This is a genomic window from Enterobacter sp. YSU (assembly GCF_016082135.1).
GTDB lineage: Bacteria > Pseudomonadota > Gammaproteobacteria > Enterobacterales > Enterobacteriaceae > Enterobacter > Enterobacter hormaechei_C.
Map to the genome: position 1 here is coordinate 3,319,160 of NZ_CP059487.1, position 15,291 is coordinate 3,334,450.

Annotated in this window: 14 protein-coding genes; 4 read left to right on the forward strand and 10 right to left on the reverse strand. The window is 55.2% G+C overall.

The window, feature by feature from the left end; genetic code table 11:
- Positions 1-14: 14 nt before the first annotated feature.
- A complete protein-coding gene (locus H2Z33_RS16045; RefSeq protein WP_001135586.1) occupies positions 15-242 on the reverse strand; it encodes a YejL family protein in 228 nt (75 codons plus the stop codon).
- A gap of 134 nt (positions 243-376) precedes the next feature.
- Here H2Z33_RS16045 and yejK point away from each other — a divergent pair, with 134 nt between their 5' ends.
- A complete protein-coding gene (yejK, locus tag H2Z33_RS16050) occupies positions 377-1,384 on the forward strand; it encodes a nucleoid-associated protein YejK (RefSeq protein WP_017693031.1) in 1,008 nt (335 codons plus the stop codon).
- Positions 1,385-1,435: 51 nt separating this feature from the next.
- On the opposite strand, the gene rplY is transcribed toward yejK, so the two are convergent.
- Positions 1,436-1,720, reverse strand: a complete 285-nt coding sequence (rplY, locus tag H2Z33_RS16055; protein WP_015572298.1) for a 50S ribosomal protein L25 — start codon at positions 1,718-1,720, stop codon at positions 1,436-1,438.
- A 125-nt stretch (positions 1,721-1,845) separates the two neighbouring features.
- On the reverse strand, positions 1,846-3,606 hold the full coding sequence (locus tag H2Z33_RS16060) for a DEAD/DEAH box helicase (protein ID WP_017693032.1): 1,761 nt from the start codon (positions 3,604-3,606) through the stop codon (positions 1,846-1,848).
- Between the two features lie 151 nt (positions 3,607-3,757).
- On the opposite strand from H2Z33_RS16060, the gene rsuA reads away from it, so the two are divergent.
- The 3 genes from rsuA (at position 3,758) to H2Z33_RS16075 (ending at position 6,301) form a co-directional block, all read left to right on the forward strand.
- Positions 3,758-4,465, forward strand: coding sequence for a 16S rRNA pseudouridine(516) synthase RsuA (rsuA, locus tag H2Z33_RS16065; protein WP_017383401.1), 708 nt, complete (start codon positions 3,758-3,760; stop codon positions 4,463-4,465).
- Positions 4,466-4,480: 15 nt separating this feature from the next.
- Positions 4,481-5,680 carry a Bcr/CflA family multidrug efflux MFS transporter gene (locus H2Z33_RS16070; protein ID WP_017383400.1) on the forward strand — a complete coding sequence of 400 codons (1,200 nt, stop codon included), beginning with the start codon at positions 4,481-4,483 and terminating at the stop codon, positions 5,678-5,680.
- A gap of 276 nt (positions 5,681-5,956) precedes the next feature.
- Positions 5,957-6,301 (forward strand): YejG family protein, encoded by a 345-nt coding sequence (locus H2Z33_RS16075; RefSeq protein WP_003859372.1) that lies wholly within the window; start codon positions 5,957-5,959, stop codon positions 6,299-6,301.
- Positions 6,302-6,304: 3 nt separating this feature from the next.
- Here H2Z33_RS16075 and yejF read toward each other — a convergent pair whose 3' ends face one another.
- From yejF to H2Z33_RS16110, 7 genes are all read right to left on the reverse strand, one after another.
- Positions 6,305-7,894 (reverse strand): microcin C ABC transporter ATP-binding protein YejF, encoded by a 1,590-nt coding sequence (gene yejF, locus H2Z33_RS16080; protein ID WP_032669467.1) that lies wholly within the window; start codon positions 7,892-7,894, stop codon positions 6,305-6,307.
- Between the two features lies 1 nt (position 7,895).
- Positions 7,896-8,921 (reverse strand): microcin C ABC transporter permease, encoded by a 1,026-nt coding sequence (locus tag H2Z33_RS16085; protein WP_063134526.1) that lies wholly within the window; start codon positions 8,919-8,921, stop codon positions 7,896-7,898.
- Positions 8,921-10,015, reverse strand: a complete 1,095-nt coding sequence (locus tag H2Z33_RS16090; RefSeq protein ID WP_003859369.1) for a microcin C ABC transporter permease YejB — start codon at positions 10,013-10,015, stop codon at positions 8,921-8,923. Before H2Z33_RS16090 ends, H2Z33_RS16085 begins: the two co-directional genes overlap by 1 nt.
- A 9-nt stretch (positions 10,016-10,024) precedes the next feature.
- A complete protein-coding gene (locus H2Z33_RS16095; RefSeq protein ID WP_017383396.1) occupies positions 10,025-11,830 on the reverse strand; it encodes an extracellular solute-binding protein in 1,806 nt (601 codons plus the stop codon).
- A gap of 75 nt (positions 11,831-11,905) precedes the next feature.
- Positions 11,906-13,459 (reverse strand): cyclic di-GMP phosphodiesterase, encoded by a 1,554-nt coding sequence (locus H2Z33_RS16100; protein ID WP_033487356.1) that lies wholly within the window; start codon positions 13,457-13,459, stop codon positions 11,906-11,908.
- Positions 13,460-13,586: 127 nt separating this feature from the next.
- Positions 13,587-14,156 (reverse strand): bifunctional murein DD-endopeptidase/murein LD-carboxypeptidase, encoded by a 570-nt coding sequence (gene mepS, locus H2Z33_RS16105; RefSeq protein ID WP_003859364.1) that lies wholly within the window; start codon positions 14,154-14,156, stop codon positions 13,587-13,589.
- Positions 14,157-14,571: 415 nt separating this feature from the next.
- Entirely contained in the window at positions 14,572-15,285 is a 714-nt protein-coding gene (locus tag H2Z33_RS16110) for a phosphatase PAP2 family protein (protein WP_032103237.1), read from the reverse strand.
- Positions 15,286-15,291: the final 6 nt, after the last annotated feature.

Here is a 15,291-nt window from a genome sequence, read left to right on the forward strand (position 1 = left end):
GTTGTTCGTTTCCCTTAGTGTGCCTGGTCGTCGCTAACGGAGGACTGCAAAGCCTGGGCGAAAGATTTGGCGATCGCCTGACGCTGAGCCGGAGCAACGCTGGTATTGATCAGGTTGGTAACCATATTTCCCAAAACCATCAGGGAGAGATCGGTTGGCGTTTTATGTTTTTCCAGTACGTTGACCAGCTCACTGAGCAATTGTTCAACGTGTTCGTCACTGTAGCGGGAATGTTGTGGCATAAATCAAAATCAGTTTGTTGAGAGAAGGGCGACATATTACCGTAGCAACAGCTTTTTTTCCCCTTTTTTATCTTCTGTTGCACACATGCGTTGGTGGTGGTTGAATACCGCCCGGTCTAAAAGGAGAGTTTATCATGAGTCTGGAAATCAACCAGATTGCCTTGCACCAGCTTATCAAGCGTGATGAGCAAACCCTTGAAGTGGTGCTGCGCGATTCGTTACTGGAACCAACGCCTACCGTTGTCGAGATGATGGCGGAGTTGCATCGCGTCTACAGCGCGAAAAATAAAGCCTATGGCTTGTTCAGCGAAGAGAGCGAACTGGCGGATAGCCTGCGCCTGCAACGTCAGGGCGAAGAGGATTTCCTGGCATTCAGCCGCGCTGCTACTGGCCGTCTGCGTGACGAGCTGGCGAAATATCCCTTCGCCGATGGCGGTATCGTCCTGTTCTGCCACTACCGCTATCTGGCGGTAGAGTATCTGCTGGTCACCGTGCTGAATAACTTAAGCAGTATGCGCGTGAACGAGCAACTGGATATCAGCTCAACGCACTACCTGGATATCAACCATGCGGATATTGTGGCGCGTATCGATTTAACCGAATGGGAAACCAACCCGGAATCAACGCGCTATCTGACCTTCCTTAAAGGCCGCGTGGGCCGCAAAGTGGCGGATTTCTTTATGGACTTCCTCGGCGCCAGCGAAGGGCTGAATGCCAAAGCGCAGAACAAAGGTCTCCTCCAGGCGGTGGATGACTTTACGGCTGAGGCGCAGCTTGATAAATCTGAGCGTCAGACCGTGCGTCAGCAGGTTTACAGCTACTGCAACGAGCAGCTACAGGCTGGAGAAGAGATTGAGCTGGAGTCGCTGTCCAAAGAGCTGGCAGGCGTCAGCGAAGTCAGCTTCCAGGAATTTACTGCGGAAAAAGGCTATGAGCTGGAAGAGAGCTTCCCGGCGGATCGCAGTACGCTGCGTCAGCTGACGAAATTTGCCGGTAGCGGCGGTGGGTTAACCATTAACTTTGATGCCATGCTGCTCGGGGAACGTATCTTCTGGGACCCGGCCACCGACACGCTGACCATTAAAGGCACACCGCCGAATCTGCGCGACCAGCTTCAGCGTCGCACTTCAGGCGGTAAGTAACAGCCATAAAAAAACCCCGCAAACGCGGGGTTTTTCTCGACAGGTTTGCGATTACGCGCGAACGAAGTCGATGTGAGTCAGTTTTGGCTTGAACGCGTGACGCTGAACAGCCTGAACTTTCACTTTTTCTTCTTTACCGTCAACAACGATGGTCAGAACTTCGCTGTAGAATTCAGCTTTGTTCTGCATGTTCCATACTTTGTCGTGATCCAGTTCAATAGCAACTGGAGCAGCTTCGCCACCGTAAACGATAGCCGGGAACTTGTTTGCGGTACGCAGGCGGCGGCTCGCACCCTTACCCTGCACGTTACGTACTTCTGCTTCGATAGTGAACATTGATTTCTCTCTGTATTTAAAACCCTACTACAGGCGACCCAGCAGCAGGTGAGTGTTCTGCCTCACGGATGTGAAGCGGGCGGCATTTTATACTCAAATGGCTCGCGCATCAACGAAAAGTCCCGTTAACCGCGCAATTCGTTTGCCCGGCGAAAGCGTCCTTCATAGTCAAAGACCTTCTCACGCACCTGCCAGAACTGCCCTTTTTTGCGGGCGACAACAAAATCAGGATGGCGCAGTAACGCCTGCTGGCGTACGATATCGGCAACGGTTAGCCAGCGCAGCGGTACGCCAGGCGTGCGGGTATGCGGGCGGATAAAGAGCTGCTCGAACGCGGTGCGCTGGGCGGGCGTCTGGACCCGGAACCGCTCGCTGACGTCTGCGCCATCCTCGTCGTAGTAGGTAATTTTTAGCCACTCGCCTTTTTCATCCGCGCCGGGCTGTAAGGCCATGCCGGAACAGCGCAGCACCAGCGCATCTTTCAGCTTCAGCGCCGCTTTCAGCATGTCGTCCGGGTCGACCAGGACCGTGTCGCACTCCCGACAGCGGCGGGCGGCAATGTCGTTTTCGGCATTGCACTGCGGGCAGTTTTTGAAGCGGAAGCGGAAGTCACACTGTTCGCGATGGCCTTCATCGTCTTCAAACCAGCCCTGACAGCGGCGGCCAAAATGTTCGATCAGCGTGCCGTCGGCGGTGGTTTTCCCCCAGAAGGTGTTGGCAAACCCGCAGGCAGGGCAAAAAACCTGAACGGGCACGTTGTCGCTCTTGCCTTTTGGCGTGCCGACTTCCGGCGAATAGAGATCGTGCGGGTTACCGGCGTAATCAAGGATCAGACAGTCGGTTTTGCCCGGCGCCAGACGCAGCCCGCGGCCAACAATCTGCTGATACAGGCTGACGGATTCCGTCGGGCGAAGAATCGCAATCAGGTCGACGTGCGGGGCGTCAAAGCCGGTGGTTAGTACGGAGACATTCACCAGATAGCGGAACCGCTGAGCTTTGAAGTCCTCAATCAGGCTGTCGCGCTCCGGGCCGGGGGTTTCACCGGTAATTAACGCCGCGTCGTCGGCGGGCAGCAGCCCCGTAATTTCGCGCGCGTGTTCGACAGTGGCAGCAAAAATCATCACCCCTTTGCGCGTTTGTGCGAACTCTTCAATCTGGCTGATGATATGCGGCGTGATCCGCTTCTGTTTTTTCAGCTCATGGTTAAGATCTGCCTCGCTGAACAGCCCATTGCTCTGCGCCTGTAAGCGGCTGAAATCGTACTGCACGACGGGCATATCCAGCCGCTCCGGCGGCGTCAGGTAGCCGTGCTTGATCATGTAGCGCAGCGGAAGCTCATAGATACAGTCGCGGAACAGGGCCTTTTCATCGCCACGCACCATGCCGTGATAATGAAACTGATAAATCCAGCCCTTGCCCAGACGAAACGGCGTGGCGGTGAGGCCAAGCAGACGGAGGTGAGGATTCACCTTTTTCAGATGAGTGAGGATTTGCTGATACTGGCTGTCGTCGTCATCGCTGATGCGGTGACACTCATCGACAATCAGCAGGGAAAACTCGCTGCGAAACAGTTCCAGGTTGCGCGCAACGGATTGTACGCTGCCAAACACCACTTTTCCGTGGCTCTCTTTGCGCTTCAGTCCGGCGGCAAAAATGTCGGCCTCCAGGCCGAGCGCGCAATATTTGGCGTGGTTTTGCGCCACCAGCTCTTTGACGTGCGCCAGCACCAGCACGCGTCCGCGGGCCAGGCGCGCCAGTTCGGCAATCACCAGGCTTTTACCGGCTCCGGTCGGGAGTACGATGGCAGCGGGCTCCCGATGCTTGCGAAACCAGGCGAGGGTGGCATCAACGGCTTCCTGCTGATAGGGGCGTAATGTGAACGTCATGGCTTCTCTATTCAGTTAACTCGCATATAGTATGCCACGAAACTTTTTCCCTTGAGTGGCGCAACCAGACCATTATACTGAACTGTTTCTGACTGCTTCTTTTTCGGACGCGTAGTCCGACTTCCAGCACCATTAAGGCTAAAAAGATTTCATGCGACTTGATAAGTTTATCGCTCAGCAACTCGGCGTAAGCCGCGCTATTGCCGGGCGTGAAATTCGCGCCAGCCGCGTAACCGTGGACGGCGACATTGTGAAAGACAGCGCTTTTAAACTCCAGCCTGAGCACCAGGTGGAGTATGACGGCAACCCGCTGACCCAGCAGAATGGCCCGCGCTACTTCATGCTCAACAAACCGGAAGGTTACGTCTGTTCAACGGACGATCCGGATCACCCGACGGTGCTCTATTTCCTCGACGAACCTGTGGCGCACAAGCTGCATGCGGCAGGGCGACTGGATATCGATACTACCGGCCTGGTGCTGATGACCGATGACGGCCAGTGGTCGCACCGCATCACCTCCCCGCGCCATCACTGTGAGAAAACCTATCGGGTGATGCTTGAGTCTCCGGTCTCGGATGACACGGCAGAGCAATTCGCGAAAGGCGTTCAGCTGCATAATGAAAAGGATCTGACCAAACCGGCGGTGCTGGAAATCCTCACCCCCACGGACGTCCGTCTGACCATCAGTGAAGGCCGCTACCATCAGGTGAAGCGGATGTTTGCCGCCGTGGGCAACCACGTTGTGGGGCTGCATCGTGAACGTATCGGCGCGATTGAACTCGATCCAGACCTGGCCCCAGGGGAATATCGCCCGCTGACGGAAGAAGAGATTGCCAGCGTCGGGCTGCCTTCACGCTAAATTCAGGAGAACCCTGTGACCACCAGGCCACACTCGTCGTTTAAAATTGTATTTATCCTTGGCCTGCTGGCCATGCTGATGCCGCTGTCTATCGATATGTATCTGCCCGCGCTGCCGGTGATTTCCGCGCAGTTTGGCGTACCGGCAGGCAGCGCGCAGATGACGCTCAGCACCTACATTCTTGGTTTTGCCCTCGGTCAGCTCTTTTATGGCCCAATGGCCGACAGCCTGGGGCGTAAACCGGTTATCCTGGGCGGGACATTGATATTTGCCGCGGCGGCGGTGGCCTGCGCGCTGGCGCAGAGTATCGATCAGCTGATTGTGATGCGCTTCTTCCATGGCCTGGCGGCGGCTGCGGCAAGCGTGGTGATTAACGCGCTGATGCGCGACGTCTACCCGAAGGAAGAGTTCTCACGCATGATGTCGTTCGTCATGCTGGTCACGACAATTGCGCCGCTGGTCGCCCCCATGGTGGGCGGGGCGGTCCTGGTGTGGTTCAGCTGGCATGCGATTTTCTGGATCCTGGCGATTGCCGCGCTGCTGGCCTCGGTGATGATCTTCGTCTTTATCGATGAAACGCTGCCGGTCGAGCGACGTCAGAAGTTCCACATTCGCACCACGCTTGGCAACTTTGCCTCGCTGTTTCGCCATAAGCGTGTGCTCAGCTATATGCTGGCCAGCGGCTTCAGCTTTGCCGGAATGTTCTCGTTCCTGAGCGCGGGGCCGTTTGTGTACATCGAACTGAACCATGTGTCACCCCAGCATTTTGGTTACTACTTCGCGCTGAATATTGTGTTCCTGTTTGTGATGACCATTATCAACAGCCGCTTTGTCCGGCGGGTTGGGGCGCTGAATATGTTCCGCGCCGGGCTGTGGATCCAGTTCGTGATGGCTATCTGGCTGGTATTGAGCGCGTTGCTGGGCGTCGGTTTCTGGGCGCTGGTGGTGGGCGTGGCGGCGTTTGTCGGCTGCGTGTCGATGGTTTCATCCAACGCGATGGCGGTGATCCTCGACGAATTTCCGCATATGGCGGGCACCGCCTCGTCGCTGGCAGGAACGTTCCGTTTCGGAATTGGCGCGATAGTCGGGGCGCTGCTCTCGACGGCGACGTTTAATACCGCCTGGCCGATGCTGTGGGCGATTGCCCTCTGCGCGACCTGCTCCATACTCTTCTATCTTTACGCCAGCCGGCCGCGAAAGACGGCGCATAAATGACCACTTAAGGCCCGTGACGGGCCTTTTTGTTGACCCATATCAACCAACCCTCCGTTCGTTTACCCTGTGTTTGTTTCTTTTATGTAAAATCTATTTATGTAAAAAGTCACATCATTGTATTTAAAAAGGTTGAGTTAGATCGCAGAAACGGGTACATATAGCGCCGACGCGAGCCTGCAACGCCTATAAAATCCGCTAAACAGTGCAGGTTGGCGATGATGTGTTACTATAAATGTAAATAAATTGTGAAGTAAATTTGCTTCCGGGGATCTGAACGTGAATACATTACAACTCTCCATTGTCCATCGCTTGCCCCAGAGCTATCGCTGGTCGACGGGTTTTGCAGGTTCGAAAGTTGAACCGATTCCGCAAAGCGTTGCCGGGGAGGATAATTGTCTGGTGGCCCTCAAACTGCTCAGCCCGAGCGATGAAAATGCGTGGCCGGTCATGGAACGTCTCAGCCAGGCGCTGACGGACATCGAAGTGGACAGCTCCGTGCTGGAATGCGAAGGTGAGCCGTGCCTGTTTGTTAACAGCCAGGATGAGTTTGCCGCCACCTGTCGGCTGAAAAACTTCGGCGTGGCCATTGCCGAGCCGTTCTCCGGTCAATATCCTTTCTGAGTGCTAGTCAGCGGACAACAGCTGGCGCGTGTAATCCTGCGTCGGCGCGGTGAATACGCGCTGGCACTCTCCCTGCTCAACGACTTCTCCCTGCCGCAATACCACCACCTGATGGCAAAGCGCACGCACCACCTGTAAATCGTGGCTGATAAAGATATAGGCCAGCCGATGCTTTTCCTGTAGCCCCTTCAGCAGCGCCAGAATTTGCGCCTGCACGGTGCGGTCCAGGGAAGAGGTTGGCTCGTCCAGCACGATCAGCTCCGGTTTCAGGATCAGCGCGCGGGCAATCGCTATACGCTGGCGCTGTCCGCCGGAAAACTCAGCCGGATACCGGTGCCGGGTCTCGGGATCTAAACCCACTTCCGCCATCACCCGCATCACGTCGATTTCACGCTGTTGCGCCGTCATTGTCGGCTGGTGGACGCGCAGGCCCTCTTCAATAATCTGTAATACGCTCAGGCGCGGGTTAAGCGAAGAGTTTGGATCCTGAAATACCACCTGCATCCGCGGGCGCACGGGAAGCATCATCCGGCGATTCAGGTTTTGCAGCGGCATGCCGTCAAAAACAATGCTTCCCTGAGAGGCGATCAGGCGCAGCAGCGCCAGGCCGGTGGTGCTTTTGCCTGAACCGGACTCGCCCACAAGCCCAAGCGATTCGCCCGGACGCAGAGCGAAGCTCATGTCTTTCAGAACATGATTGTGATCGACCACGCGACGCAAAATGCCTTTGCGGATCGGGAATGACACCGACAGCCCCTCAACCCTCAGCAACGGCGCGCTGTCAGCGTTAAGCGGAACCGGGTCGCCAGCGGGTTCGCTATCGAGCAGGCGCTGTGTATACGGGTGCTGAGGCGCGCTCAGCAGGGCGGATGCCCGGTTCTGTTCCACGCAGCGGCCGTTTTGCATCACGGCCACCGCGTCAGCGAGCTTTTTCACGATGCTCAGGTTGTGCGTAATAAACAGCAGGCTCATGTTCAGCTCGTCGCGCAGTTCGCGCAGCAGTTGCAGAATTTGTGCCTGTACCGTGACGTCCAGCGCGGTAGTAGGTTCATCGGCAATCAGCAGTTCGGGGCGCGTGAGCAGGGCCATTGCAATCATCACGCGCTGGCGCTCGCCGCCGGAAAGCTGGTGCGGGAAATCGTTTAGCCGTTTCGCCGCATTACGGATACCGGTGCGTTCAAGGCAGTTCAGAATTTCACCCCGCGCTGCCTCTTTACGCATTCCCCGATGAAGGGACAGCACTTCATAGAGCTGTTTTTCCAGCGTATGCAGTGGGTTGAGCGACACCATCGGCTCCTGAAAAATCATGGCGATGTTGTTGCCACGAATGCCGCGCAGGGTTTGCTCGTCAGCGTTCAGCAGCGATTGTCCATGGAACAGAATATCCCCCTGCGGATAGCTGACCGGCGGGGAAGGGAGCAGGCGCAGCACCGACAGCGCCGAAACGCTCTTACCGGAGCCGGATTCCCCGACCAGCGCCAGCGTCTCTCCGCGCTGGATCTGCAACGATAAATCCGTCACCACCGTGCGTGATTCGCCCTGTTTTGAAAACGCAATCGAAAGGTTCTCTATACTCAGAAGAGGCCGGGTCATGTCATACCGCCTTGTTGGGATCGAAGGCATCGCGCACGGCTTCGCCAATAAAAATCAGCAGGGAAAGGAGCACCGCCACGGAGAGGAATGCGGCGATGCCCAGCCAGGGGGCCTGGAGATTGTTTTTGCCCTGCAACAGCAGTTCGCCAAGGGACGGTGAGCCCAGCGGCAAACCGAAACCAAGAAAATCAAGCGACGTCAGGGTGGTAATGGAGCTGCACAAAATAAACGGCAGGAAGGTGAGGGTCGCCACCACAGCATTGGGAAGCATGTGATGGAAGATTATTGCGCCATCGCTCACGCCTAACGCCTGCGCAGCGCGAATATAGTCGTAATTCCGCGTACGCAGAAACTCCGCGCGCACCACGCCGACCAGCGCCATCCAGCCGAACAGGACGGTGATCCCGAGCAGCCACCAGAAGCCAGGCTGTACCACGCTGGACAGCAGGATAATCAGAAACAGCGTCGGCATACCGGACCAGACTTCAATCACGCGCTGTCCCCATAAATCTATTTTACCCCCGTAATAGCCCTGCACGGCGCCCGCCACAACGCCCATTACGCTGCTAAAGAGCGTCAGCAGCAGCCCAAACAGGAGCGAGATGCGGGTGCCATAGAGAATGCGCGCCAGCACATCGCCGCCGTTGGCGTCCGTTCCCAGCCAGTTTTGCGCGGAAGGCGGCGAAGGGAAGGGGGTGGACGTGGCGAAGTTAATACTGTTCGCGCCAAAACGAATCGGCGCCCAGATAGCCCAGCCGTGCTGCGCTATCTGTTCACGTAACCAGGGATCCTGGTACTCGGCTGGCGTCGCAAACGGGCCGCCAAAATCGCTTTCGCTGTAGATGGTCAGCACCGGCACATACCAGCGGTCTTTGAAATGCACCAGCAGGGGTTTATCGTTGGCAATCAGTTCCGAACACATACTTAAGGCGAACAGGACGGCGAAGATCCACAGCGACCAGTAGCCGCGACGGTTGTGGCGAAAGCGCGCCCAGCGGGCCTGATTGACGGGGCTTAAACGCGACATCAGCGACCCTCAAAATCGATACGGGGATCGACCAGCGTATAGCTGATATCGCTGATGATGTTCAGCAGCAGGCCGATCAGGGTGAAAATGTAGAGTGTGCCAAACATCACCGGATAATCACGGGAGACGGTGGCCTCATAGCCCAGCAGCCCTAATCCGTTGAGCGAGAACATCACCTCTATCAGCAGAGAGCCGGTAAAAAACATACTGATGAACGTGGCGGGGAAACCGGCAATCACCAGCAGCATGGCGTTACGAAAAACGTGCTTCCACATGATCTGCTTTTCACCGACACCCTTGGCGCGCGCGGTGACGACGTATTGTTTGCGGATCTCATCAAGAAAGGCGTTTTTGGTCAGCATCGTAAGCGCCGCAAATCCGCCGATGACCGTCGCCAGCACCGGAAGCGTGATGTGCCAGAAGTAATCGGTGATTTTCTGATACCACGGCAGGGTGCTGAAATCCGCAGAGACCAGCCCGCGCAGCGGGAAGAGGTCGAAATAACTGCCGCCGGCGAAAAAGACAATCAGCAGCACGGCAAACAGAAACGCCGGGATAGCGTAGCCGATGATAATGAATGTGCTGCTCCAGATATCGAAACGGCTACCGTTGTAGACCGCTTTTCGGATCCCCAACGGAATGGAGACCAGATAAATAATCAGCGTCCCCCACAGTCCGAGCGTGATGGAAACCGGCAGGCTTTGTTTGATCAGGGTTAACACCGAGGCGCTGCGAAACAGGCTGTCGCCAAAATCGAAACGGACATAATCCCAGAGCATCCTGAAATAACGCTCGTGCAGCGGCTTGTCAAAACCATAGCGATGGGTGATCTCGGCGATCACCTCCGGATCCAGTCCGCGACCGCCCCGGTAGTGGCTTTCGCTGATGTTGCCCACGCCCGTCCGGGCATGGCTGGCCCCCATTCCTTCACCGCCGCCGCCCGGCATGCCGCCAGCGTGACCAAATTCTATTGCCGCAATTGCCTGGTCCACCGGACCGCCGGGGGCGATCTGGACGATAAAAAAGTTAATGGTAATAATGGCCCACAGCGTCGGGATCACTAACAGCAGCCGGCGGATAAGATAAGCGCCCATCGTCACTCCTTAACGCCGCTCTGCGGGCAGTTTTGCGGCTTTATTCACGTCATACCACCAGGTGTCAAAGCCGAGGGTGTAGACCGGGCGAACGGCAGGCAGGGAGAATTTATCCCAGCGGGCCACGCGATCTTCGCCCATATACCACATCGGCAGCATGTAATAGTTCCAGGTTAAGACCCGATCGAGCGCGCGGCCAAGCGGCAGAAGCTTGTTCTTATCGCCCTGAGCGGCGACAATTTTTGCAATCAGCGCATCAATCACCGGGCTCTTTACGCCCGGGGCGTTGTAGGAGGAGTCGATATACCCCGATGCCCAGGAGATTTGCAGATCTGAACTCGGCCACGGCTGCGCGGCCCACAGGGTCTGCATCATGTCGTAATCGCGACTGCGCTTGCGGTTGGTTAACTGGGCCATATCGACCTGGCGGATATTCATGGTGACGCCAAGCCGGGCAAGGTTCTTCTTAAATGGCAGCACCCACTGATCGTTTGCGCCGGAGGCAATCAGCAGTTCGAAGCTGAGCGGTTTACCGGTTTGCACATTAACCCGTTGCCGATTTTTCAGCACCCAGCCAGCATCATCCAGCAGGTTGCTGGCTTTCAGCAGGTTGTCCCGGTCGAACCCGTTTCCGTCGGATTTGGGCGGTTCAAATACGCGGGTGAACACCTCCGGCGGGAGCTCCGCTTTCATTGGCGCCAGCAAAACCAGCTCGTCCGCGTGGGGATAATCACGGGCGGCATATTCAGTATTCTGGAAATAGCTGTTCGCCCGGCTGTAGGCTCCGTAAAACAGCGCTTTGTTCATCCATTCGAAATCAAACGCCAGGGTAATGGCTTCACGCACCCGACGATCGGAAAAAACCGGGCGCTGAATATTAAACGCCAGCCAGCGCGTGTCCTGCGCGGATTCGTTTTTGTGTTCGTCTTTAACGATATAGCCTTTCGCGAAATTTTTTCCGATATAGCGGGTCGCCCAATTTTTGGCGCTGTTCTCGACACGTAAATCAAACGCGCCCGCCTTAAATGCCTCGAAGGCCACGTTATCATCCAGGTAGTAGTCGTAGCGGATTGTATCGAAGTTCCAGCGGCCCCGGTTTACCGGCAGCGTGGCTGCCCAGTAATCTTTCACCCGGGAATAGATCACGTACTGGCCCATTCGCCAGTCGGTAATGCGATACGGCCCTCCGGCCAGCGGCGGGGTAGAGAGGGGATCGCTCAGCTTATGATTTTTCCAGAAGGACTCGGGCATGACGGGCAGGGAGAACAGGCTCAGCATATTCTCTTTGTTCGGCTCAGGGAGTTCGATTCGCACGGTCAGCGGGGCGATGGCTTTCACCGTGGTGCCCTTGTACACCAGACGAAACTGCGGCACGCCTTCGGTCATAAATTTATGAAAGGTGAATGCCACGTCACGGGCGCTAACCGGCGTACCGTCGTGAAAACGCGCACGCGGATTAATCGCGATTTCTGCCCAGCTGAAATCATCGGCGTAACGCACGTTCTCAGCAACCAGGGGATAATAGCTGCCGGGCTCGTCGTCGGAGGTGACGAACAGCGTGTCATAGAGGGATTCGGTACGCGCTGCCGCCACGCCGCGCAGGGCAAAGCGGTTAAAGTTGTCAAACGTTCCCGTGGCGGAAAGCGTCACGTTTCCGCCTTTCGGGGCGGCGGGGTTAACGTAATCGTAGTGGTTAAAGTTAACCGCGTACTTCGGCTCGCCAATGACGGCAAAGGCCGTGCTCTCTTTGATGGTCTGCGCCTGGCTCGACAGGCTCACCAGCGCCAATAGCGTCAACACAACGCGCATAATCATAGTGCGGCGGATCCCTTTGTTCACAGGCAGGCTCGGTTGAACAGAATAATAAGGGACAGCGCCGTGATTGTGAAATTATTCCCCGAGCGTGATGTCGGGTTGCCACGTCCTGAACTGCTCCAGCGGCATCGGGCGGCCGATCCAGTAGCCCTGAAGATAGTTCACGCCATGCTCGCGCAGCCACGCCGCCTGCTCCGGCGTTTCAACACCCTCGGCAACGGTTAACATATTCAGGCGTTCTGCCAGCGTCAGCACCGCGTCAAGCACTGGCGAGGTGACGGTTTCAGTCCCGATGGCATTCACGAAGCCACGGTCAATTTTCAGGTAATCCATCGTGAAGCGTTCCAGATAGATCAGCGCGCTGTGGCCGGTGCCAAAATCATCGATGGCAATTTCAAAACCTTCTTCGTGCAGCCATTCGAACAGCTGATTAGCCTCGCGGTGGTTGATCATATCGCGCTCGGTTATTTCCAGCACAATCTGGAAGTGATCGGGTGGAAGGGCGGCGGCAAACGCGCGCATATCCTCTTTAAAGCTTTCCGCATGCAGATGACCGGGCGCGATGTTGATCCCAAACTTGGCCCCAGGCGGGAGCACCGTTTGCAGGACAGGGGCATCGCGGATAATCAGGTCAAAAAGATGCAGCGTCAGCGGGACAATCAGCTTCTGCGCTTCAGCGAAATTAATAAAGGCATCCGGTGGAATTTCTCCCATCACCGGATGCTTCCAGCGCATCAGGACTTCCAGCCCGGTCATTTTGAGCGACTGCGCATCCACGACGGGTTGATAGACCACGTAAAACTGGTCGCGTTTGATGGCCGTTAGGATCTCTTTCCCCGGATTAAGACGGATAGTAAGAATATAGAAATTCAACAGGCCCGCCGCGATACCGCAGACCAGGCCGAAAAACAGGGCGTACAGCACATCATCGGTCGTCCAGGCTTCCGCATAAACATGGATGGTCAGAGGCACATTTTTCAGCGTGGCGGTACGGACCGGGATATCAGGCAAATCACGTGCAGGGACCAGCGTTCCGGAATGGGTTGATAACGCATAATCGCCAATAATGATGGAAATACCGGCAAACTCATCCTGTCTTGAGGTGTAGAGGAGATAAGGAGTCAGGTTAAGATTAACGGAGGTAAATACACCGCCGTCCTTCACCAGTGGGTTGCGATACCAGATGGCAATCGCGGGCTTGTCCGGCAGCATGGGAGTGCCCGGCAGGAGCGCCATATCAACCTGTTTATTGATGTGCAGTTCAGGAATAAGCGCTTCCAGAGGGACATTCATCGGGCCGGTGGCGGAAGAGCAGTAGGCGTTTTTATCCCTGACCAGCAAAAAGGCGCGCACATTGATGCTAAAGGCCGCCCGGGAGGTCAGGGCGGCACTCACTTCCTCGCAGCTGTTTAGCGTGAGCGGCTGGAGCGTATCAATCGACATTTTGAGCTCATCAAAATAGCTCTCCATGTAGACGCTTAAATCGGTAATAAGGGTATCGAATCTGACGTCTCGCTTGTGATAACTCCAGTAAAACTGTAATGCTCCCAGGAGCAGGGCAGTGAATAACCCCGTAAGGAAACTGAGAAACAGAATCTTGCGGTTGCTGGAGAAGTAGCGGGTAAACATAGATGTCGTGATTCCTGAAATGCCGCTGGATAGTTATCAGTGTAACGGGCAAAAAAAAACACTGCCGGAGCAGTGCTTTTTTTATCGTATCGCCAGCCAAGGGATAACCAACGATACGACAGCAATATTAACTACGGCTCAGAACGCGGCGAGCTTCGTTGTAGCGCTTCTTCCAGTAAGGTTCGTTCATGCTGGAAATCGTCACACCACTGCTGGTGGAAGCATGGACAAACTGATCGTTACCGATATAGATGCCAACGTGTCGACCGGTTGAACCCGCTCTGAACAGGACTAAATCGCCCGTGCGCAGTTTAGTGCGCGAAATGGATTTACCCATTTCCTGCTGTTCATAAGTAGAACGCGGAAGGTCTAACCCAAACTGCTCACGGAACGTACGCTGTACGAACGCGGAACAATCGATGCCTTTCTTGGTGCTGCCGCCCAGACGGTAACGCACGCCTTTCCAGTCAGCATACTGATCCATAATACGCGACTTAACGTCGAGATTACGTACCATATTTTCAAATTCATCCTGAGAGGCTTGCAGTGAAGAGGAATCTTCCATTCCCACAACACGCGTCTCAGGATGCATATTCTTCGCGGTGTTCGTCGTACTACATGCCGAAAGCAGAACCGCCACTGCAATCGCCGGGATCCCCCGCAAGATATATCTCAAGATTGGTTGAGATTTGACCATTTTGTTTGTTTTCCCTTGAAGTCCTTAACGAAAATATCGTTATAAAAATGCCAACCGTGACGAGACTAATAATCTGTTCACAATGAGACAATTCTTTATGGTGAAAACTGTGGCTCAACGCACAAAATTATTCACCATGATAATAATTATCTCAGTGGGGCAAAACGAGTTCGAGGTTAACCGATTGCACGGGGTATTGCGAGCAAAAAAGTCCGTTTTTTTATAAGAAAATGTGATACACAAAGTTACAGCGCGGAATTGCTCAAAATGCCGCCATTCATATCGGTAATCCCTGCAATTTCTTCATTTTTATCACGAATTGTATGACGGGATGATGACAGCGTTGAATGACGCCGAAAAGAAGTGACGCAGGGATCGAAAACGATCCCTGATGAATGGTGTTAATTTTCGTTATTTATTTGTTTCCAGCTTGTTTAAATTTGCCAGGAAGATAGCGATCAAAAATGTCTATTATGCGATCGCTCAGGGGGGTCATCAGCACCCACGGTAAACCAATTAACACCGCCGTGAGGGAGCCTACGGCGATATCTGTCAGCCAGTGAGCGCCAATCATCACCCGCGGGAATGCAAATACCACCACAATAACCAGGGCGATGGTGAAGGCTTTTTTACCAAAATAGCGCAGCATGAAGCCTGCAAAAATCAGCAGCATCATACCGTGGTCGCCCGGGAAACTGTCCTTCGAGGCATCTTTGGTTGGAATATGAAGCAGCTCGCTGACGCGGTTAATATTCGGGAAAAAGAGCGAAGGACTGGCGCGTTTAACCGGCATCAGATGCTGCGCCAGCTGGTTGATAATCACGGCCGTCAGCAGCATCACCAGGCCGATAATCAGAATACGGCGACGACCCGTTTTGTCTTCCTTCAGCCAGAAGGAGAGCATCAGACAGCCCATTGCCAGCAGCGAACAGCCGTCAAACGCGCGGTTGTTGGTGATCGCCACCAGCCACAGGAAGGCTTCACTCTTCGCCAGCGCCTGGTTAAAGAAGTGGAACAGCCCGGAATCCAGCGGGAACCAGAAACCGTGATCCGCCGGGATATACCAGGAGAAAAAGATCGCCAGGCCGGCAGCGTTGAGCAATAAAATAGCAGGAAGTCGAGTCGTCATAGTCTT